At 71.1% G+C, this 20,445-nt stretch carries 13 protein-coding genes; 5 read left to right on the top strand and 8 right to left on the bottom strand.

Going from position 1 to position 20,445, the window contains the following annotated elements:
• Together QM626_RS05725 and QM626_RS05720 are read left to right on the top strand one after the other, a co-directional pair.
• On the top strand, nucleotides 1-899 hold an 899-nt coding region (locus QM626_RS05725; protein WP_415074893.1), incomplete at its 5' end, for a DUF3418 domain-containing protein.
• Between the two features lie 191 nt (nucleotides 900-1,090).
• Nucleotides 1,091-2,032, top strand: a complete 942-nt coding sequence (locus QM626_RS05720) for a quinone oxidoreductase family protein (protein WP_415074891.1) — start codon at nucleotides 1,091-1,093, stop codon at nucleotides 2,030-2,032.
• A 35-nt stretch (nucleotides 2,033-2,067) separates the two neighbouring features.
• Here the strand turns inward: QM626_RS05720 and QM626_RS05715 are convergent, their stop codons facing one another.
• The 5 genes from QM626_RS05715 to QM626_RS05695 all read right to left on the bottom strand — a co-directional run bounded on the left by QM626_RS05715 (nucleotide 2,068) and on the right by QM626_RS05695 (nucleotide 8,236).
• The gene (locus QM626_RS05715) at nucleotides 2,068-3,510 is read right to left on the bottom strand and encodes an LLM class flavin-dependent oxidoreductase (RefSeq protein WP_415074889.1); all 1,443 of its coding nucleotides are present in this window, start codon (nucleotides 3,508-3,510) and stop codon (nucleotides 2,068-2,070) included.
• Nucleotides 3,511-3,611: 101 nt separating this feature from the next.
• Nucleotides 3,612-4,892: a sugar ABC transporter permease gene (locus QM626_RS05710; protein ID WP_415074886.1), complete on the bottom strand. Its 1,281-nt coding sequence runs from the start codon at nucleotides 4,890-4,892 to the stop codon at nucleotides 3,612-3,614.
• Between the two features lie 2 nt (nucleotides 4,893-4,894).
• Nucleotides 4,895-5,737 carry an ATP-binding cassette domain-containing protein gene (locus QM626_RS05705; protein ID WP_415074884.1) on the bottom strand — a complete coding sequence of 281 codons (843 nt, stop codon included), beginning with the start codon at nucleotides 5,735-5,737 and terminating at the stop codon, nucleotides 4,895-4,897.
• Nucleotides 5,738-5,844: 107 nt separating this feature from the next.
• Nucleotides 5,845-6,915: a sugar ABC transporter substrate-binding protein gene (locus QM626_RS05700; RefSeq protein WP_415074882.1), complete on the bottom strand. Its 1,071-nt coding sequence runs from the start codon at nucleotides 6,913-6,915 to the stop codon at nucleotides 5,845-5,847.
• 142 nt (nucleotides 6,916-7,057) lie between these two features.
• Nucleotides 7,058-8,236, bottom strand: coding sequence for an ROK family transcriptional regulator (locus QM626_RS05695; protein ID WP_415074880.1), 1,179 nt, complete (start codon nucleotides 8,234-8,236; stop codon nucleotides 7,058-7,060).
• 89 nt (nucleotides 8,237-8,325) lie between these two features.
• Here QM626_RS05695 and QM626_RS05690 point away from each other — a divergent pair, with 89 nt between their 5' ends.
• Nucleotides 8,326-9,309, top strand: a complete 984-nt coding sequence (locus tag QM626_RS05690) for a Gfo/Idh/MocA family protein (RefSeq protein ID WP_415074878.1) — start codon at nucleotides 8,326-8,328, stop codon at nucleotides 9,307-9,309.
• Nucleotide 9,310: 1 nt separating this feature from the next.
• Nucleotides 9,311-10,174, top strand: coding sequence for an NYN domain-containing protein (locus QM626_RS05685; protein ID WP_415074876.1), 864 nt, complete (start codon nucleotides 9,311-9,313; stop codon nucleotides 10,172-10,174).
• Between the two features lie 14 nt (nucleotides 10,175-10,188).
• Here QM626_RS05685 and QM626_RS05680 read toward each other — a convergent pair whose 3' ends face one another.
• Nucleotides 10,189-16,128, bottom strand: a complete 5,940-nt coding sequence (locus QM626_RS05680; protein WP_415074874.1) for a family 16 glycoside hydrolase — start codon at nucleotides 16,126-16,128, stop codon at nucleotides 10,189-10,191.
• A 290-nt stretch (nucleotides 16,129-16,418) separates the two neighbouring features.
• Nucleotides 16,419-16,799: a hypothetical protein gene (locus QM626_RS05675; RefSeq protein ID WP_415074872.1), complete on the bottom strand. Its 381-nt coding sequence runs from the start codon at nucleotides 16,797-16,799 to the stop codon at nucleotides 16,419-16,421.
• Between the two features lie 93 nt (nucleotides 16,800-16,892).
• Between QM626_RS05675 and QM626_RS05670 the strand changes: the two genes are divergently transcribed.
• Nucleotides 16,893-18,290: an MDR family MFS transporter gene (locus tag QM626_RS05670; protein ID WP_415074870.1), complete on the top strand. Its 1,398-nt coding sequence runs from the start codon at nucleotides 16,893-16,895 to the stop codon at nucleotides 18,288-18,290.
• Between the two features lie 65 nt (nucleotides 18,291-18,355).
• Here QM626_RS05670 and QM626_RS05665 read toward each other — a convergent pair.
• Nucleotides 18,356-20,445, bottom strand: a 2,090-nt coding sequence (locus QM626_RS05665; protein ID WP_415074868.1) for an ATP-dependent Clp protease ATP-binding subunit, incomplete at its 5' end; no start/stop codon positions are given.

Raw genomic sequence — 20,445 nt, 5'->3', positions numbered from 1 at the left:
GTCCGGCCCCGGGGCCGACGGTCGCGCCGCCGCCGCCCCGGACCGGTCTGACCGACTGGACGTTCGGCGACCTGCCGGAGCTGGTCGACACCACGGTCCCCGGCGGCGTCGTGCGCGGCTATCCGGCGCTCGTCGACACGGGCGCCGCCGTCGACGTGCGGATCGAGGCGACCCCGGATGCCGCGGCCGTCGCGTCCCGCGCCGGCATCCGGCGCCTGGTGCTGCTCGGCTCGCCCTCCCCCGCGTCCTACGTGCTCGACCACCTGACCGCGAACGAGAAGCTCGCCCTCGCCGCGTCCCCCTACCCGAATGCGAAGACGCTGATCGAGGACGCCCGCGGCGCCGTCGCGGACGCCGTCATCGCCCGGATCGCGCACGACGGCATCGTGCGCGACCGGGCCGGCTTCGAGCGGCTGCGCGACGCGTTCTCGGCGGCGGTCACCGACGATCTGTTCGCGGCCGTGTCGCTCGTCTCCCGCATCCTCACCGCCGTCCGCGACGTCGAGCGCGAGCTGAAGCGGCACAGCTCTCTCACGCTGCTGGGCGCTCTGAACGACGTGCGCGGCCAGCTGTCGGGGCTCGTGTTCCCCGGCTTCGTGTCGCGCACCGGTCTGCCGCGGCTCGCGCACTACCCGCGGTACCTGCGCGGCGCGCTCGACCGCCTCCGGGCGCTCGCCGACAACCCGGGCCGCGACCGGCAGCGGATGACCGAGTACGAACGGGCCGCGGCGTCCTTCGCCGAGGCCGGGGGCACGATCCCACCCGGCCCGGATGCGGCATCCCACCTCGTGCACGCCCGCTGGCTGCTGGAGGAGTATCGCGTGAGCCTGTTCGCGCAGCAGCTCGGGACCGCCGAGCCCGTCTCCCCGCAACGGCTCGCGAAGGCCTTGAACGCCTGACCGGGCGCCTGCCGCCGGCCCCGCTCCCTCCCACCCCTCCCCTCCCGCCCCCTTCCCGACTATGTCCCACTTCGGCGCGGTTGATGTCCCACTTCGGCGCGGTATTGGACCCTCATACCGCGCCGAAGTGGGACATGCAGGGCTGCACGCACCGGTCCGCGACGCAGACGGAAGCGAGTAGCGTCGGCGGCATGGCAGCTGCGATCGTCTACACCGCCTTCGGCGGCCCCGAGGTGCTCACTCTCACCGCTCTCGACATGCCTCAGCCGACATCCGGACACGTCGTCGTACGGGTCGAGGCGGCGGGGGTCAATCCGATCGACGCCAAGCTGCGCAGCGGTGCGCGCGACCCCGCACCGATCACCGTGCGGCGTCGTGTCGGCCGCGACGGCGCCGGCGTGGTGACGGCGGTGGGCGAGGATGTCGACGGCTTCCGCCCCGGCGACGAGGTCGTCTTCTTCGCCACTCCCGGCGCGTATGCGAGCGAGGTGCTCGTGGCCGTCGGGCGGCTCCATCACCGGCCGCCGCAGGTGTCGGCGTCCGAGGGCGCGGCCCTCGGCATCCCGGCCGGCACGGCCTACCAGTCGCTGCGCTCGCTCGACGTGCGCGAGGGCGACACGCTCCTGATCCACGGCGGCTCGGGGTCGGTCGGGCAGGCCGCGATCCAGTACGCGGTGCTGTGGGGCGCGACGGTGATCGCCACCGCCTCACCGCGCCGGTTCGACCGCATCGAGGAGCTCGGCGCGACTCCCGTCGCCTATGGCGAGGGTCTCGCCGATCGTGTCCGGGCGGCGGCGCCGCACGGGGTCACGGTGGCCTTGGACGCGGCCGGCACCGACGAGGCGCTGCAGGTCTCGCGTGACCTGGTCGCCGACCGCGGCCGGGTCGCCACGATCGTGCGCGGGGCGGACGCCGCAGCCCGCGGCATCCGCGCCTTCTCCGGCGGCAGCCCCGAGCCCCTCACGGCGCAGCAGGACGCCTGGCGGGCCGAGGCCGTGCCGGTGACCCTCGCGCTGCTGGCCGTCGGTCGCTTCTCGGTCGAGCTCGGCCCGCGGCTGCCGCTCGCAGAGGCCGCGGAGGCGCACCGCCTCGTCGAGGCCGGCGCCCCCGGCAAGATCGTCCTCCTGCCCTGATCGCCCGCCGCCGCGCCCGTCACACGGTCGCGACCTCAGGCCGGCTGCGCGGCGAGGTGCTGGGCGATCTTCGAGGGCAGCGTGCCGTCGTCGGCGGTCGCGCCGCCGGAGAACGCCCCGCGATACCGGGCGGCCGGATGCGTCGGCTCGACGCGCTGCCGCCCCTGGCCGTACAGCGACTCGCGCAGCGTCGTGCCCGGGTACTCGGTCTGCGCGCGGCCGCGGCGCTGCAGCTCGGGCACCACGTACTCGACGAGGTCCTCGAACGTTCCCGGGGTGATGGCGTAGGCGAAGTTGAAGCCGTCGATGTCGCCCTCGTCGACCCAGCGCTCCAGCTCGTCGGCGACGGTCTCGGGGCCGCCGACGATGACCGGGCCCATGCCGCCGATCGAGCGCTGCTCGACGATGTCGGCCGGGGTCCATCGGCGCTCCGGGTCGATCTTCGACAGCGACGCGAGCACCGAGCGCAGCGAGTCGTTCTCGACCTCTTCCAGCGGCTGGTCCGGATCCCACTGCCCGAAGTCGATGCCCGTCCACCCGCCGTAGAACGCGAGCATTCCCTCGCCGGAGGCGTAGGAGAGGTAGTCCTCGTACTTGGTCTGCGCCTCGGCATCCGTCGCCGCGGCGACGACCGTGACGAGCACGAAGATCTTCACCGAGTCGCGCGAGCGGCCCTCGGCCTCGGCGCGGTCGCGGATGTCGGCGGCGATCGCGCGCGCCTGCTCCGGGTTGGCGGGGCTGATGAAGATGCCCTCGCCGTGCTTCGCGGCGAACGCGCGCCCCCGCGGCGACGCCCCCGCCTGGAAGATCACCGGCGTGCGCTGCGGAGACGGCTCGGAGAGGTGGATGCCGGGCACCTGGTAGTACTTCCCGTCGTGCCCGATCGGGTGCACCTTGGTGGGGTCGGTGTAGACGCCGCGCTCGCGGTCGGCGACCACGGCGTCGTCGTCCCACGAGCCCTCCCACAGCTTGTAGGTCACGTCGATGAACTCGTCGGCGATGTCGTAGCGCTCGTCGTGGCCGATCTGCTGGGTGAGGCCCAGGTTGATCGCGGCGGAGTTGAGGTAGCTGGTCACGACGTTCCACGCGACGCGGCCCTTGGTGAGGTGGTCGAGCGTGGAGAACTTGCGAGCCAGCGAGTACGGCTGCTCGTAGGTGAGCGCCGCCGTCACGCCGAAGCCGAGATGCTCGGTCACCAGCGCCATCGCCGGGACCTGAAGGAACGGGTCGCCCACCGGCACCTGGTCGGCGTCGCGCAGCGCCGTCGCGGCGGACCCCCGGTACACGTCGTAGGTCCCGAGCACGTCGGCGATGAACAGCGAGTCGAAGCGACCGCGCTCGAGGAGCTTGGCCAGCTCCGTCCAGTACTCGAGATCCTTGTAGGTGACGGCCTTGCTGTCAGGATGCCGCCACGTCCCCGCCGACTGGTGCGAGATACAGGTCATGTCGAAGGCGTTGAGGATGATGCGCTTGGCCATCCCGGCAGTATCACAGGGCCCACGCACACGTTCGATTCGACGGACACACGTCGTCACATACGGGGCGGACGCCGTACGGCATCCGCCCCGTATGTTCCGTGTCAGGCGCGACCGGACGCCGCCCGCGAGCGCCGCGACAGCGCGTCGACGATGACCGCGATCAGCAGCACGGCGCCCGTGATCATGTAGCGGACCGACGAGTCCAGCTGCAGCAGGTTCAGGCCGTTGGTGATCGACCAGATGACCAGGATGCCGAGCAGCGCAGAGTACGCGGAGCCGCGCCCGCCGAACAGCGACGTGCCGCCGATGACCGCCGCCGCGATCGCGTTCAGGTTCACGTCGGTGCCGCCGGTGCTCTGGGTCGCGCTTCCCAGCCGCGCGGCGAGCAGGATGCCGCCGATCGCCGCGAGGAACGAGCACACCGCGAACACGGACATGTACACGGCACGGACCTTGATGCCCGAGCGCCGGGCCGCCTCGACGTTGCCGCCGACCGCGAAGATCGAGCGACCCCAGCGGGTGCGGCGCAACAGGATGTCGGCGATGACCACGAGCACCACGAACAGCAGGAACATGGCGCCCACGCCGCGCCCGCCGGGCAGATAGAGGTAGCTCGCCGCGATGGCCAGCAGCACGAGAAGCGCGACCACGCGGACCAGGATGCCGCCGGCCGACAGCGCGGACAGACCGGCCGCCGAACGGCGCCGTGCGTTCGTGAACAGCGCCAGGGCGTAGATGAGCGCACCGACGACGATGACGACATAGGCCAGCCACTGCGGCAGGTACCACTGCTGCGCGAACTGCACGAGCGGGGAGGTGAAGGGGATGTTGATGGACCCGTTCGCGCCCAGCACGAACAGCTGCAGGCCGAGGAACGCCAGCAGGCCGGCGAGGGTGACGACGAAGCTGGGCACGCCGAAGCGGGTGAACAGCAGGCCGTAGACAAGGCCGATGACGACGCCGCTCGCCATCGCCGCGAGCACCGCCAGCCAGAGGTCCAGACCGTTCACGACGAAGACCACCGCGACGATCGCGGAGGAGAGGCCCGCGACGGAGCCGACCGACAGGTCGATCTCGCCCAGCAGCAGCACGAAGACGATGCCGAGCGAGATCACGCCCACCGGCGTCGCCTGCTGCAGCAGGTTGCCGATGTTGTAGGGCGTGAGGAAGGTCTGGTTCAGGATCGTGAAGACGCCCCAGATGAGGACGAGGCCGACGATCACCGGCAGCGAGCCGAGGTCGCCGCCGCGCACCCGGCGCCCGAAGGCGCGCGCCGCGCCGCCGATGCCGTTCGAGGCGATGAGGCGTTCGTCCTGCAGGTCCAGGGCCACCTTGCTGACCGTCTCGGTGGGCGGCCGGGTCTCGGACTGTTCGATGCTCATGCTCAGGCCTCGCTCGTGGGGTCGGTGTGCTGCTGCGCGCGGGCGGCGCGCGTGGCGTTGCGGCGGGTGACGACGTTGTCGCTCGCGCCGGTGATCGCCGCGATGATGGTCTCGCTGGAGGTGTCGGCGACCAGGAAGTCGCCGTTGTTCCGGCCGAGACGCAGGACGACCACGCGGTCGGCGACCGCCTGCACGTCGGCGATGTTGTGGCTGATGAGGATGACCCCCAGCCCTCGCTCCCGCAGCCGCTCGATCAGGTTGAGCACCTCGGCGGTCTGCGCGACGCCGAGGGCAGCGGTCGGCTCGTCGAGGATGACGATGGTCGGCTCCCCGATGAGCGAGCGGGCGATCGCGACGGTCTGCCGCTGGCCGCCGGAGAGCGAGGCGACCGGCGTGCGCACCGACGGGATCTTCGCGGCGAGCTCTCGCAGCAGCGTCCACGACTGCTGCTCCATCTGGATCTCGTCGAGGAAGCCCCCGGTGGTCAGCTCGTGGCCGAGCCAGAGGTTGGCGACCACGTCGAGGTTGTCGCACAGCGCGAGGTCCTGGAACACCGTCGCGATGCCGAAGCGGTTCGCCTCGGCCGGACTGGTGATCTCCACCTTCTTGCCGAACAGCTCGATCGCGCCGTCGTCCTGCGGGTGGACGCCGGCGAGCACCTTGACGAGCGTGGACTTGCCGGCGCCGTTGTCGCCGACGAGCGCGACGACCTCGCCGGCGTGCACCTCCAGGTCGATGCCGCTGAGCGCCTGCACCGCGCCGAAACGCTTGCCGACGCCGGTCAGTTTCAGGATGGGCTCGCTGTCATGCGGTGCCGTCTGCGGCACGGGATCGACCAGCGTCATGAGGTCCTCGATTCTCCTTCGTCGATGTCGAGGAACGCGTGCGCGGTCCCTCGTGGCCGATCGGCCGGAGAGCGTCGCGCGCTCCCCGGCCGATCTCGCCGTCGTTGTTACTGGATGCCTGCGGCCGTGCACGCGGCAGCGTAGTCGCTGGTGCAGATGTCCGAAACGCTCCAGAACCCATCGGCCACGACCGTGTCCACGATGTTGTCGATCGTCACCGCCACCGGCGTCAGCAGCGTGGACGGGATGCCATCGACGGTGGTGTCGCCCTCGACCGTCTCGCCGGAGGCGAGCTGCGCGGCGATCTCGGCGGCCTTCGTCGCCTCGTCCTTGATCGACTTGTAGATCGTCATGTACTGGTCACCGGAGACGATGCGCTGGATGCCGGCGAGCTCGGCGTCCTGGCCCGTCACGAGCGGCCACGGCGAGACGTTCGCCGCCTGCATGGCAGCGATCGCGCCGCCGGCGGTGCCGTCGTTGGCGGCGTAGACGCCCACGAACTGGCCGTTGTACTGGGCCAGCTGGCTCGTCATCCACGACTGCGCGTTGTCGGCGCTCCAGTCCGGCGTGTCGTACTCGGCGAGGATCGTGAAGCCGCTGTCGTCGAGCACGCTGTGCGCGCCCTCCTTGAAGCTCGCGGCGTTCGGGTCGGTGGGCGACCCGTTGATCATGATCAGGCCGCCGGACGTGGTGCCCTCGGCCTCGAGCCCGTCGAGGAGGGTCTGCGCCTGCAGCTCACCCACCTTCTCGTTGTCGAAGGAGAGGTAGTACGAGATCTGGTCGGAGCTGATCAGACGGTCGTAGGAGATGACCGGGATGTTCGCGGCGGCCGCCTCTTCGACGATGCTGGCTGCGGCGTCGGCGTCCACCGGGTCCAGGACGAGGACCTTGACGCCCGCGGCGATCGCGGACTCGGCCTGCTGCTGCTGCTTGGACGAGTCCTGGTCGGCGTTCGAGTACACGACCTCGTAGTTGCCGAGTGCTTCGATCGCATCGGTGAAGATCGGCCGGTCGAACGACTCGTAGCGGGCGGTCTTGGACTCGGGCAGGAGGAGCCCGACCTTGATCGCGTCGCCGGAACTGCCACTGCTGCTGTTGCCGGAGCATCCCGCCAGCGCGGCGACGGCCAGGACCGAGCCGACCGCCAGCGCGGCGATGCCCTTGAAGGTGCTCTTCATCGAAATCCCTCTCATGTGAGACCGCCTGCGTTGGCGGCTGCGGACGATCCTGACAGTTCGCTGTGTTGGCGTCAAGTAGTGAACGCATGGGTGATGGGATCGTTATCGAATGCCCGTGGCCCTCGATCCGCCGGGGGCCGGATCAGGCCACCGCGGCGGGCTGCAGCGGCAGCGCCGAGACGGCCGCCGACACCGCGCCGAGCAGCTCCGCGCGCCCGCCGAGCCGGCTGACCACGACGTCGGGGGCGGCGCCGAGGCCCTCCAGCACGGCGCGTTCCATCGCATGCCGCATGGGGGCGACCAGCAGCTCGTCGGCGGCCGCGAGCTCGCCGCCCACCACCACCAGCGCCGGGTCGAGCAGGTTCACGAGATCGGCGAGGGCCATCCCGACCGACCGGCCCGCGTCGGCGATCACGCGGCGCGCGGCGGTGTCGCCGCGACCGGCGCGCAGCAGCACGTCGCGCACGCGGTGGATGCCGGCGTCCTCCGGGAATCGTGCCAGCAGCGCACGCCCCCCGGCGATCGCGTCGAGGCATCCCCGGCTGCCGCACACGCAGACCGGCCCGTTCTCGTCCAGCGTGACATGACCGAGCTGGCCGGCCTTGCCGCCGGCGCCGCGGAACACCTCGCCGCCGACCATCAGCCCGGCCGAGATGGTGTCCCCCACCCGCACGTAGGCGTACGTGCTCAGCCCCCGAGCGGCGCCGAGCCTCGCCTCGCCGAGGGCTCCGAGGTTCGCGTCCGAGTCCACGCGAACCGGGACGCCGAGCCGCAGCGACAGCCGCTCCGCCACCGGCACGCCGTCCCAGCCGGGCAGCAGACCGGGGGTCGCGATCACGCCGGCGGCGACGTCCACCGCGACCGGCAGCCCGATCGCGACCGAGAGCAGGTCGCTCATCTCGGCGTCGAGGGACTCCAGCATGTCCGTGAGCATCAGCGCGACGCGGTCGAGCTCGGCGTCATGGCGGTGGTCGTGCGCGAGCGGCACGCTGTGCTCGCTGACGACGGTGCCGCCGACGTCGGCGATCGCGATGCGCATCGACCTCGTCGAGACGTGGACGCCGGCGACCAGCCCGGCCTGCCGCGCCAGCCGCACCTCGATGGCCCGCCGCCCGCTGCGCGAGGTGTAGCTGGTCTCCAGGACCCCCGCCGCCGTCAGCTCGCGCACGATGTTCGACACGGTCGCCGGCGACAGGCCGGTCATCCCCGCCAGCTCGACCTGCGTGAGATGACCGTGGGTCTTCAAGGTGTCGATCAGGCGCGCGCGGTTGGCTTCACGAAGTGAAGTCTGAGAACCCGGCGGGGGCTTGCGAGCGGCCACGCGGGCACTCTACACACCGATCCGGGTTCAGGCCGAAGATCCGGTCCGGAGCATTCTGCGCTCCGGGCGCCCGCGACTACGGTGGGGATATGAGCCCATTGAGGTGGGGCATCCTCGCCACCGGCGGCATCGCGCACGCGTTCGCCGCCGACCTGCGCACCGCCGGTCTCGACCTGCGCGCGGTCGGGTCGCGCCGTGCGGATGCCGCCGACGCGTTCGCCCGGGAGTTCGCCATCCCGCACGCGCACGGCTCGTACGCCGGCCTCGTCGCCGACGAGGAGGTCGACATCGTCTACGTCGCGACCCCGCACGCACAGCACGCCGAGAACGCCCTCGCCGCGATCGCGGCGGGAAAGCACGTGCTCGTCGAGAAGGCCTTCACCCTCGACGCCGCGCAGGCCCGGCAGGTGGCGGATGCCGCCGCCGCGGCCGGGGTGCTCGTCATGGAGGCGATGTGGACGCGCTACCTGCCGCACATGGTGCGCCTGCGCGAGCTGATCGCGGCCGGAGCGCTCGGGGAGGTCCGTGCCGTCACCGCCGACCACACGCAACGGCTTCCCGCCGACCCGGCTCACCGGCTGAACGCGCTCGCCCTCGGAGGCGGTGCGCTGCTCGATCTCGGCGTCTACCCGATCTCGTTCGCCTGGGACGTGCTCGGCGCGCCCCGCGCGATCGTCGCCCGGGGGCGGCTCGGCGACACCGGCGCCGACACCGAGGTCGCGACGATCATGACGCACGCCGGCGGCGCGATCTCCACCTCGCTGTCCTCGTCGCGTGCCGCCGGCCCGAACGTCGCGGCCGTGCTCGGCACCGACGCCCGTGTCGAGATCGACCGCGTCTGGTACGCCCCCACCTCGTTCCGCCTGATCACGCCGGACGGCACCGTGCGCGAAGACGTCCTCGGCCACGTCGAGGGGCGCGGCATGCAGTTCCAGGCGTTGGCGGCGGAGCGCCTGATCGCGGCCGGCGCCCGCGACTCCGACATCCTCCCGCTCGCCGAGAGCGTGGCGATCATGGCCACCCTCGACGAGATCCGCGCGCAACTCGGCGTGCACTACCCGCTGGAGCACTGACATGCCCGATTCCACCACCGGCCGCGTCGCGGTCTACCTCGACTTCGACAACATCGTGATGAGCTGGTACGACCGGGTGCACGGCCGCAACAGCTACGCGCGCGACCGGCAGCGGATCAGCGAGGCCCAGACCGATGCCGAGGTGGCGGAGAAGCTGGCCGCCGCGACGATCGACGTCGGCGCGGTCATCGACTACGCGACCTCGTTCGGGACGCTCGTGCTCACACGCGCCTACGCCGACTGGTCCTCGCCGGTGAACGCCGAGTACCGGGCGCAGCTCGTCTCGCGAGCGGTGGACCTCGTGCAGTTGTTTCCCGCAGCGGCATATGCCAAGAACGGAGCCGACATCCGTCTCGCCGTGGATGCCGTCGAAGACATGTTCCGCCTTCCGGACCTCAGTCACGTCGTGATCGTCGCCGGCGACTCGGACTACGTGCCCCTCGCGCAGCGCTGCCGGCGTCTGGGACGGTTCGTGGTCGGCGTCGGCGTCGCGGGCTCGACGGCGAAGTCCCTGTCCGCCGCGTGCGACCGGTTCGACTCCTACGACTCGCTTCCCGGCGTGACCGCCCCGGAGAAGGCGAAGAAGGATGCCGCCGAGCCCCGGTCGCGGGCGCGCAAGCGCTCGGTCGACCCCGCCGCGGATCTGCTCGAGCGCGCGCTGCGCCTGGAGAACGACAAGGATCCGTCGCAGTGGCAGCACGCCTCCGCGGTCAAGAGCCTGGTCACCCGCCTCGACCCGTCGTTCAGCGAGAAGGCGCTCGGTCATCGCAGCTTCCGTGACTTCATCGGCGCCCACCCCGACATCGCGGAGCTCGACGAGACCGACAACATCGTGAAGGTGCGGCTGGTCGAGACCAAGCGCTGACACGGCGGCCCGACCTAGTGCCGCGGCCGGCGACGGACCACGACGACGAGCACGCCGAGCACCGCCAGCAGCAGGCCCGCGGCGAGCGGGCCGGCGATGTCCGCGCCGGTCGCCGCGAGGTCGGCGTCGCCGGCGCCGTCCGTGGCGTCGGTCGTGGCATCCGCGTCGTCGACCGCGACCAGGGCGCCCTGGGCCGAGATCAGCGCCGCGCGGGCTGCGTCGATCTGCGCCTGCGTCGCCGAGTCGTCCGCGAGCAGCTCCTGCGCCTGCGCCAGCGCGGCCGCGAACGTCGCCCACGAATCGCTGCTGTAGTCCGACTCCGCCAGGGGCGTGGCCGAGTCGACCGCGGCCTGCAGCGCCGTGCGGTCGGCGGCTTCCGGGTCGCCCGCGGCGAGCGCGAGTCCCGCCTCGGCCTGCGCGAGCGCGGCCGCCGCCGCATCCATCTGCTCCTGCGTCGACGCGGGGTCGTCCCGCACGGCCACGGCCGTCGCGAGCGCCTGCGCGAGCGCGCTCCACGTCTCGGCGGTGTAGTCGCCTGCCGCGAGCCCCGTGGCCTCGGCGATGCGCGCGTCGAGCACTGAGGTGTCGACGGGCGCGGCGAGCCCGTCGAGTGCGCTCGTCAGCGCCGTCAGGGCCGCGGAGACCTCCGTCGCCGTCGCGTCTTCGTCGGCGAGCACGGTCTGCGCGTCGGCGAGCGCGTCCGCCAGCGTCGACCACGAGTCGGCGGTGTAGTCGGACTCGTCGAGCAGTGCGGCGCCGTCGGCCGCGGCGCGCAGGGCGGCGACGTCGACGAGTGCCTGCTGGGCGGCCAGCAGCTCCGTCACCGCCGCGCTGACGGCATCCGCCGTCGCGTCGGGATCGTCCAGCACCGCCTGTGCCTGGGTGAGCGCGGCGGTCAGATCCTGCCAGGACCCGACGGTGTAGTCGGCCTCGGTCAGCGCCGACGCCGCGTCCGCCGCGGCCTGCAGCGCCGTGGTGTCGACGGCGAGCTGCTGCTGCGCCGCGACGAGCGCGTCGGTCGCGGCGGTGACGTCCGCGGACTGCGCGTCCGGATCGGCGAGCACGCTGAGGGCGCGCGTCAGCGCTTCGGCGAACGGCGCCCAGCTGTCGGCGCTGTAGTCCGCCTCGTCGAGCGCCGCGGCGGCGTCCGCCGCCGCCTGCAGCACGACCAGCGACACCAGCGAGGCCTGGGCGTCCACCAGCGCCGCGGTGGCCGACGCGACGTCCGCGATGGAGGGGTCGTCGTCGTCGAGCACGGCCTGCGCATCGGTCGACGCGGTCACGAGGGTCGCCCACGACGAAGCGGTGTAGTCGCTCTCGGTCAGCGCGGATGCCGCATCCACCGCCGCCTGCAGGGCCGAGGTGTCGGCGTCCTGGGCCACCGCGAGCCATGAGATGACGGGCTTCTGCGATCCCGCGCCCTCGTTGGTGACCAGGTAGGTGACGGTCGCGGCATCGGTGAGCGTGAACGTCAGGTCGCCGGTCAGCGGCGTGGCGGTGCCCGACAGTGCGATGTTGCCCTTCGCGAGCTCCTCGCCGTCCACCGACACGGTCGCGTTCATCGTGCGCGACAGGTTCCACCATTCGGTGAAGCCCGCCGTGAGCGTGTACGTGCCGGCCGGCAGCGGCAGCCGGTAGATCAACTGCGTCGTGTCCTGGTAGTAGCCCGTCGAGTACTTGTCGTTGATGTCGGTGCTCGACTTCACCTTCATGCCGTCTGAGACATATCCCCAGGTGTCGTCGTCGGCGGACACCTGGTCCACCGCGTCGTTGAGCAGGCCCGGCACCGCCGCGGCGACCGCGCTGTACTGCGGCGAGGCCACACCGCTCGTGCCCGAGTCGATGTAGTACACGAGGTCGGACGGGATGATCTCGTAGTCGGCGGTGACCGGCTTGCCGCTGTCGGCGGAGTCGAGCCACCCGGTCGCGGTCAGCGTGCCGTAGGCGGTGCGCGTCGCCGCCGTGGTGGCGTCGTCCCAGACCACGGGCGTGTCCACCCCGTCGACGCTCACGGTGTCGGGCAGCGCCTCGTCGACGGTGAGGGCGCCCTGCACGCCGAGGTCCTGAGCCACCGCCTGCACATAGACGAGCGCGAGCCGACCGTTGTAGCCGCTGGTGCCGTTCGTGCCGAACACGACCTGCGCCACACCGTCCTCGTCGAGCGTGACCGCCTGCGTCAGCGACGTCGCCGCACCCGTCGAGGTGCCGGTGACCTTCGTCGAGGTGCCGTCGACCGTCACCGTCGAGGAGATGTTCGTCGTGTACCCGCTGCGCGGGGCCTGCACCGTCACGATGTTGTAGCTGCCCGCCGGCAGGGTCAGGCTGTAGGTGATGGGCTTCGTGTAGTCCACGCCCAGGTAGGACGAGCCCCAGTCGGCCGGATCTCCGGCCGCCGCGGTCGTGCTCGTGGTCGCGTACCCCCACGTCTTGTCGGTCGAGCTGCCGTCCCAGGTCTGATCGGCGCTGTCGTTGAGCAGCGACGGGTACAGCGCGTCGACGGCCGCATAGGCGGAGCCGTCCGCCGCACCGCTGGAGCCGCTGTCGATGAAGTAGGTCAGATCGGCCGGAACCACCAGGAGAGTGACGCTGAAGCGCTGGTAGACCCCGGAGTCCAGCTTCTCGGCGGTGCGCCCGGTGAGGGTCACGGTGCCCAGATCCGTCGTCGCGGCGAGGGATGCGGCCGCGCCGCCGTCCCAGACGACGTCGGCATCCGCCCCGTCGATCGTGACGCTCGCCGGCAGCGCGCTGCCGGAGGTGAGCGCCACGAGACCCAGATCGGTCACGTCGGAGCTGATGTCGACCGGCATCAGGGCGTCCTGAGCCGCGGTGAGACGGTCCACGAGCGCGGCGGCGCCCTCGGCGTCGAGCCCGTAGGCGACCGGATCGTCGAGCGCCGACTGCGCGGCGGCGAGCGCGGCCGCGAACACCGCCCACGAATCCGCCTTGTACTCGTCCTCGCTCAGGCCGGTCGCGGCGGCGACCGCCGTCGCCAGCGCCGTGGTGTCGACCGCCGACGAGTCGGCGTTCGCGACCACCACGCCCACGGCGTCCACGTTGATCGCCGAGCTGTTCGCCGTCTGGATGGTCACGGTGTGCTCCGCGTTCGACAGGCCGCGCAGCATGTACGTGGTCTTCTCGCTGCCGGCCGCGTACGTCGACGCGTCGGTCACGATCTGCGTGCCGTCGACGGTGACGTCGAGGGTGGCGCTGCCGGTGTTGGTGCCGATGACGTCCAGTCCCGTGCCGGTGAAGGTGTAGCTCATGCTCGCGCCCTGGGCCGTGCTCGTGGAGGCGGTGCGCTGCCACTCGTACATGCCCTGGCCGTTGACGTGGCTCCATGAGCTGTCGAACTGCAGCACCGGGGTCGAGGTGTCGGCCCAGCTGGTCTGGTGCATGCCGTCGATCACCGTGCTGTAGTACGGCGTGTAGCCGGGCACGGTCTCGACCTTGAGGTTGTCGAAGTCGGTGAACGTGAAGGCCGAGCCGAGCTGGATGCGGCCGGTCGCCTGCGGCGTCGGGTCCGTGTAGGAGGCCACCTCGACCCCGTTGATGTAGGCGGTGTACACGTCGCCGGCGACCTGCACGGCGAGGTTGTTCCACACGTCGGCGCCGGTCTGGAACGCGGTGTCGTCGGCGGCGGAGACCGTGCCGGAGGCGAGCGTCGCCCCGTACCGCATGAAGGTCCAGGCGCCGGTCGGGGTCACCTTGAGCTCGGCGGCCGACACGCTCTGGCCGTTGGCGGTGCCGCCCTGCTCGCGGGCGCCGACGCTGGCGTAGGCGCTGGTGGCGTCCTCGAACTTCACGTCGGTGGAGACCTTGTAGTTCGCCCAGCGGGAGTCGCCGATGGTGGTCTTCGGATCGCCCGAGTTCCAGGCGCTGCCGGCCATGCCCGCTCCGACCTGTTGCCGGAGCACGCGATCATGGTCGGAGTCGTCGGTGGCCACCGACTCGAAGGCGCCGTTGGTGTCGTTGGTGTAGCGCGGCGTGGCGCCGTCGTCCTCGGCGTCGACCGACGGCGTCCCGTCCGGTTTGGCCTCGCTGCCCCGCGAGTCGAGATAGGACTCGCCGGAATCGCTCAGCGTCCCGGTCTCCGGGTCGTAGGTCTGGATGTCGCCTTCCTCGGCGTAGTCGAAGTCGTCGGCGTACAGGTAGCCGTCGTCGGTGACGCCGTTCACGGCGCCGGTCGCGTCGGTGTCGAGCACGTCGCGGCCGCCGTCCTCCGAGGTGTACTCGGCGCTGGTGGGAAGCTGGTTGCCGTAGCCGTCGCGTGCGGTGAGCGTGCCGTCGCCGCCGGCCACCGCATGATCGAGCGTGGTCGCGGTCGCGATCGAATAGGGCTTGACCGTGACGGTGTAGGTGCCGTCGGCATCCGGCGTGATCTCGTCGTAGGGCGTCACGTAGTTCGCGTCGTACGCCTCCCCCGAGTCGGCGGCGCGGGTCTCCCACAGCTCCATCGTGTCGTCGGAACCGAGGTTCAGGTCGGTCGCGGTGATGTTGTACGTCTTCGTGTAGGAGCTGTCGTTGACGATGACGGTGGAGAAGTCCGAGCCGTCGGGCGCGGCCAGCGTCGTGTACGACGCGTTGCCGGCGGCGGCGCCGCTGGGCGGGTTGCCGGTGCCCAGTGCGCTGCCGGAGGCCTCGGGGATCGCACGCCAGATGCCCGCGGTGTTGTCGTCGTTCTCCCAGCCGAGCGTGGCGAACTGCGTGAACTGCTCGAGGACCGCCAGGCCGCCGTCGTAGTAGATCCAGCCGGACCATGGATCGCGCGCGCTGACCAGTTCCTTCGACGAGTACTGGAAGCCGTCGTAGAACGAGCCGATCGCCGGTTGGAAGATGCTGAGGGTGCGGCGGGAGTTCGCGAACCCGGTGGTGATCCAGTTGGCCATCTCCAACGCGCCGTTGGTGCCGCCGAACTCGGTGCCGGTTCCGCTCGCCCCGTTGCTGTTGGTGTTGTTGGGCCGGTCGGCGGAGTTGGAGAACGTCGCCTGTCCTTCGGAGTTCCAGATCTCCTTGTCGTAGACGTCGGCGAGCTCCTTCATGTTGCCGTTGCTGTCGTCGGCGCTGCTGTAGTGGAAGCCGACGATGTCGACCGAGTCGCGCAGCGTCGAGTCGGATGCGGTGAGGGCGTCGCCGAACGAGACGCTCGGCGTGCCGACGGTGTCACCGGCCACGGTCTCGATGCTCTGGAACAGTGTCTTCTCCTCGTCGGACGCGAATCCGTTGTTCGGGTCGTCGGTCGTCGCGCCGTCGTAGCCGGTCGTGTCGTTCTCGACCCACGAGGTGAACTCCTCGTACAGGCTCGTGTTCGGGCTGCTGGTCTCGTTGGCGTCGGGGTTGACCGAGTCGACCATGATGCCGTATTCGCGATAGGCCGCGAGGATCGTGTTCTTGAACCAGATGTACTGGTCCTCGTCGCTGGTGACCCAGGTGGGCCGGTTCCAGCGCAGCAGGCTGACGTGGACCTCGCCCTGTGCGACCGACTGCGCGTCGGCCGCGAGCTGGAAGCCGGGTTCGCGCTCGACGTTAGGGTACTCGTCGCGACTGCGCATGGTCGCCGCGTCAGGACCGGTGGAGGTGTTGCGATCGTTGCCCATCTCGATCTTGACCGTGTTCATGATCGGGTTGGCCCCGCCGAACAGCGTCTCGATCAGCTCCCAGTACTTCTCGGGCTGCTCGGCCTTGTAGTCCATGAGCAGCGAGCTGGTCGAGTTCGCCGACAGCACGCCGAAGCCCTTGAAGGTCAGGCCGTTCACGTTCTCCGCCGCGGCGGCGACGTCGGCGCCGTCGACGGTGATCGAGACCGGGTCGGCACCGGCCGCCTGCGCGGGCGCCGAGGTCACCACCGCGCCGCTGATCACGACGGCGCCGGTGATCGCGGCGGCCAGGAGGCGACGCCACCCGAGGGCGGCGAGACGGGAACGGCGGGAGGCGCGGCCATCGTTGGTCACTGGCATGGGTCATCCTTGACGCTTGATCGTTTTTGATCACTATTGGTGATTCAAGTCGCTTGTCGATCCTCCAAGGCAGACATGATCGCCTTACGGTTCGAGCCGAGCGGCCTCGATCAGCGTATTTACGCTGATTCAGCGCGTCAAGAGACAATTCGTAGATTCTTTATGGGATCTTTATCGATATGATTCGATCTATATCGATCACCACGATGCAGCGTATGCGGCTGCGCGCCATGCCGGTGAGACATGGCGCGCTGTGATCCGGGTCGCGTCCCCTACGCGGTCGACGCGGTTCAGCCGCGCGTGCTCCGCAGTGCCCACAGCACCAGGACGGGCTGGAAGAAGAGCCGCACGAGCCGCTTGACGTCGGTGTCGAGGCCGAACCCGTCGCGGCGATGGGTGAACTGCGACCAGTTGCCGGGGAAGACCGCGACGAAGAACAGCGCGAGCAGGACGCCGATGCCGCGGCGGTGCCTCGGGAATGCGACCAGCGCCGTCCCCAGCGCGATCTCCGCGACGCCGGAGGCCACGACCACGTCGTCGGCGTCGAGGGGCACCGCATCGGTGGCCCACTCCGGCACCTGGGCCTGGAACTCCTTGCGCGCCCACAGCAGATGGCTGAGCCCCGCGAACACCATGGCGGCGGCCAGCAGCCACCTCGCAAACGTCCTCATAAGCCGATTCCATCGCGCATGGCGGGGTTTGTCGAGCCCCGCCCCCGGGCGCGCGCGCTCGATAGGATCGATCGTGTGTCGATGAGGGATGGCGTGGGGCTGCGATCGGCACGGGGCCCCATTCTGCTGTCCCTCATGCTGTCGATCTTCCTGATCGCGATCGACTCGACGATCCTCTCCACGGCGGTCCCGACCATCACGAGGGAGCTCGGCGGGTTCGACCAATTCGCCTGGCTGTTCTCGGTGTACATGCTGGCGCAGGCGGCGTCCGTGCCGGTCTACGGCAAGCTGGCCGACACCTTCGGCCGCCGACCGATCATGTTCGTCGGCATCGGCGTCTTCCTGGCCGGGTCGGTGCTGTGCGCCCTGGCCGGCGGGATGACATGGCTGATCGTGTTCCGCGCGATCCAGGGGATCGGCGCGGGAGCCATCATGCCGACCTCGCTCACCATCGCCGGCGACATCTACACGGTCCGGGAGCGCGCCACGGCGCAGGGCTACATCGCGACGGTGTGGGCGGTGGCGTCGGTGGCCGGCCCCACGCTCGGCGGCGTGTTCGCGCAGTTCATCAGCTGGCGCTGGATCTTCTGGGTGAACATCCCCATCGGGCTGTTCGCGCTCTGGCTGCTGTGGCGCACCTATCACGAGTCCTTCGAGCGGCGCCGACGACGCATCGACTACGCCGGCTCCGTGCTGCTGACCGGGGCGCTGGTGCTGCTCGTGCTGGGGGTGCTCGAAGGCGGGAGCGCGTGGGGCTGGCTGTCGTGGCCCTCCGCCGCCGTGTTCGGGATCGGCATCCTCGCGCTCGTCGCGTTCGTCGTCGTCGAGCAGCGTGCCGAGGACCCGGTGCTGCCGATGCGGCTGCTGCGCCGGCCGATCGTGGTCAGCAGCTCGCTGGCGAGCCTCCTCGTCGGCGTGGTGATGATCGGCCTGGTCTCCTTCGTCCCGTCCTTCCTCGAGGGCTCGGCGGATGCCGTGCCGATCGTGTCCGGTCTCGCGGTGGCCACGCTGACGCTCGGCTGGCCCATCACCGGGGCCCTCGCCGGCCGCTTCTATCTGCGGATCGGGTTTCGCGCGACCGCGCTGATCGGTGCGTCGGTGACCGTCGTGGGCGCGGCCCTGGTCGCCGTGTTCTCGCTCGCACCCTCGGTGCCGCTGACCGCCCTCGGCTGCTTCGTCGTGGGCCTCGGCCTCGGGCTGGTCGCCAATCCGACGCTGATCGCGGCGCAGTCCAGCGTCGAGCAGCACGAGCGCGGCGTCGTCTCCGGGACGAACTCCCTCACGCGCTCGATCGGCAGCGCCCTCGGTGTCGCCGTGTTCGGAGCCATCGCCAACGCCATCATCGCCGCGGGCGGCGGCGAGTCGCCGACCACGGTGCAGCAGGGCTCCACCGCCGTCTTCGGCGGCGTGATCGTCGCCGCAGCGGTGCTGGTCGTCGCCTGCGTCGGCATACCGCGCGTGCCGATCGCCGACGAGCCGCGCCGCGCCTGACCCGGCCCCCCCTCCCCACGAGCAGGAGCGAGAGGGGAGGCGGGCGGCGGGCGGCCGGCCTGCGGTCAGGCGGCGGCGAGCAGGATGCCGGGTGCCACCGTCAGCGCGTCGCCGTCGGCGTCCACGCGGACCGTGCCGCCATCGGCGAGCTCGCCGCGCACCAGCAGGTCGGCGACGCGGTCGTCGACGCTGCGCTGGATCAGCCGCCGCAGCGGCCGCGCCCCGTACTCCGGCTCGTAGCCGTGGTCGGCGAGCCACGCCTCCGCGGCCTCCGTGACCTCGAGCGTGATCTCGCGGGCCGCCAGCCGTTCCCGGGTCGCGCCCAGCAGCAGGCCGACGATCCGCCGCAGCTGCGCGCGGTCGAGCTTGCGGAACAGCACGATCTCGTCGATGCGGTTCAGGAACTCGGGCCGCATCGCCTCGCGCAGCCGCCCCATGACCCGGTCGCGCAGCTCCTTCTCGCCGCCGAACCCGTTCTCGCCCGCGGCGGTGAAGCCGATGGCGCCCGAGCGCGAGGCGAGGAACTCGCCGCCGATGTTGCTAGTCATGATGACCACGGTGTTGCGGAAGTCGACCGTGCGCCCCTGGCCGTCTGTCAGCCGCCCGTCGTCGAGCACCTGCAGGAGCAGATTGAACACGTCGGGGTGCGCCTTCTCGATCTCGTCGAACAGCACGACGGCGTAGGGGTTGCGGCGTACGCGCTCGGTCAGCTGTCCCGCCTCGTCGTAGCCGACGTATCCGGGAGGGGCGCCGACCAGCCGCGAGACCGTGTGCCGCTCGCCGAACTCGCTCATGTCGAAGCGGATGACCGCCCCCTCGTCGTCGAACAGCGACTGCGCCAGCGCCTTGGCCAGCTCGGTCTTGCCGACGCCGGTGGGGCCCAGGAACAGGAACGAGCCCACCGGCCGGTGCGCATCGCCCATGCCGGTGCGATTGCGCCGCACCGCGGTGGCGACAGCCGTCACGGCGTCGTCCTGTCCGATCACGCGGGCATGCAGCTCCTCCTCCAGGCTCGCCAGACGCGCCCGTTCCGTCTCGGTCAGCCGCGACACCGGGATGCCGGTGGCCCGGCTCACGACGGCGGCGATCTGCGCCTCGTCCACGACGACCGCGTCCGATCCGGCGTCGGGCCGGCTCGACGCGTCGTCGATCCGGGCCTGCACCTGGGCGATCGCGTCACGGATGCGGGAGGCGTCCTCGTACTTCTCCGCGGCCACGGCCGCGTTCTTCTCGCTCTCGAGCGTCGCGAGCCGCTCCATCAGCGCGGTCGTGTCCACCGCGACGCCCAGGCGCAGTCGCAGCCGGGCCCCGGCCTGGTCGATCAGGTCGATCGCCTTGTCGGGCAGCACGCGCTCGGTCAGATAGCGGTCGCCGAGCTCGACGGCGGCGCGCAGCGCGGCATCCGTATAGGTCACACGGTGGTGCTGCTCGTATGCCTCGCGCAGGCCCTGCAGGATCGCGACGGCGTCCTCGATGGACGGCTCGCCCACGCGCACCGGCTGGAACCGGCGCTCCAGCGCCGGGTCCTTCTCGATGGCGCGGTACTCCTTCAGCGTCGTCGCGCCCACGAGGTGCAGCTCGCCGCGGGCGAGCCGCGGCTTCAGGATGTTCCCGGCATCCATCGCCCCCTCGCCGCCGGCGCCCGCGCCGACGACCGTGTGCACCTCGTCGATGAAGGCGATGACCTCGCCCTCGCTCGCGGCGATCTCGTCCATCGTCGTGGTCAGCCGTTCCTCGAAGTCGCCGCGATAGCGGGCGCCGGCCAGCATCGCCGGCAGGTCGAGCGCGATCACGCGCTTGCCGCGCAGCTGCTCGGGCACCGCGTCCGCGACGATCGCGCGCGCGAGGCCCTCGACGATCGCGGTCTTGCCCACACCCGCCTCGCCGACCAGCACGGGGTTGTTCTTGGTGCGGCGGCTGAGGATCTCGATCGTCTGCTCGATCTCGTCGTCTCGTCCGATGACCGGGTCGAGCGCGCCGGCCTCGGCGCGCGCGGTCAGGTCGGTGCCGAAGCGGTCGAGCATGGGCGTGGCGGACGCCGTCTCCGTGGTCGCGGGCCCGGCACCGGCCGGGACCGGCTCGCGCACGACCTGCCGGCGATGCTGGCCGGCGCCCGCTATCGCGGCGACTTCGAGGAACGGCTGACCACGACGAT

The sequence above is a fragment of the Microbacterium sp. genome (genome assembly GCF_047606385.1).
Classification (GTDB): domain Bacteria; phylum Actinomycetota; class Actinomycetes; order Actinomycetales; family Microbacteriaceae; genus Microbacterium.
The sequence above is the reverse complement of the archived record's forward strand: the minus strand, read 5'-3'. Positions and strand labels throughout refer to the sequence as shown.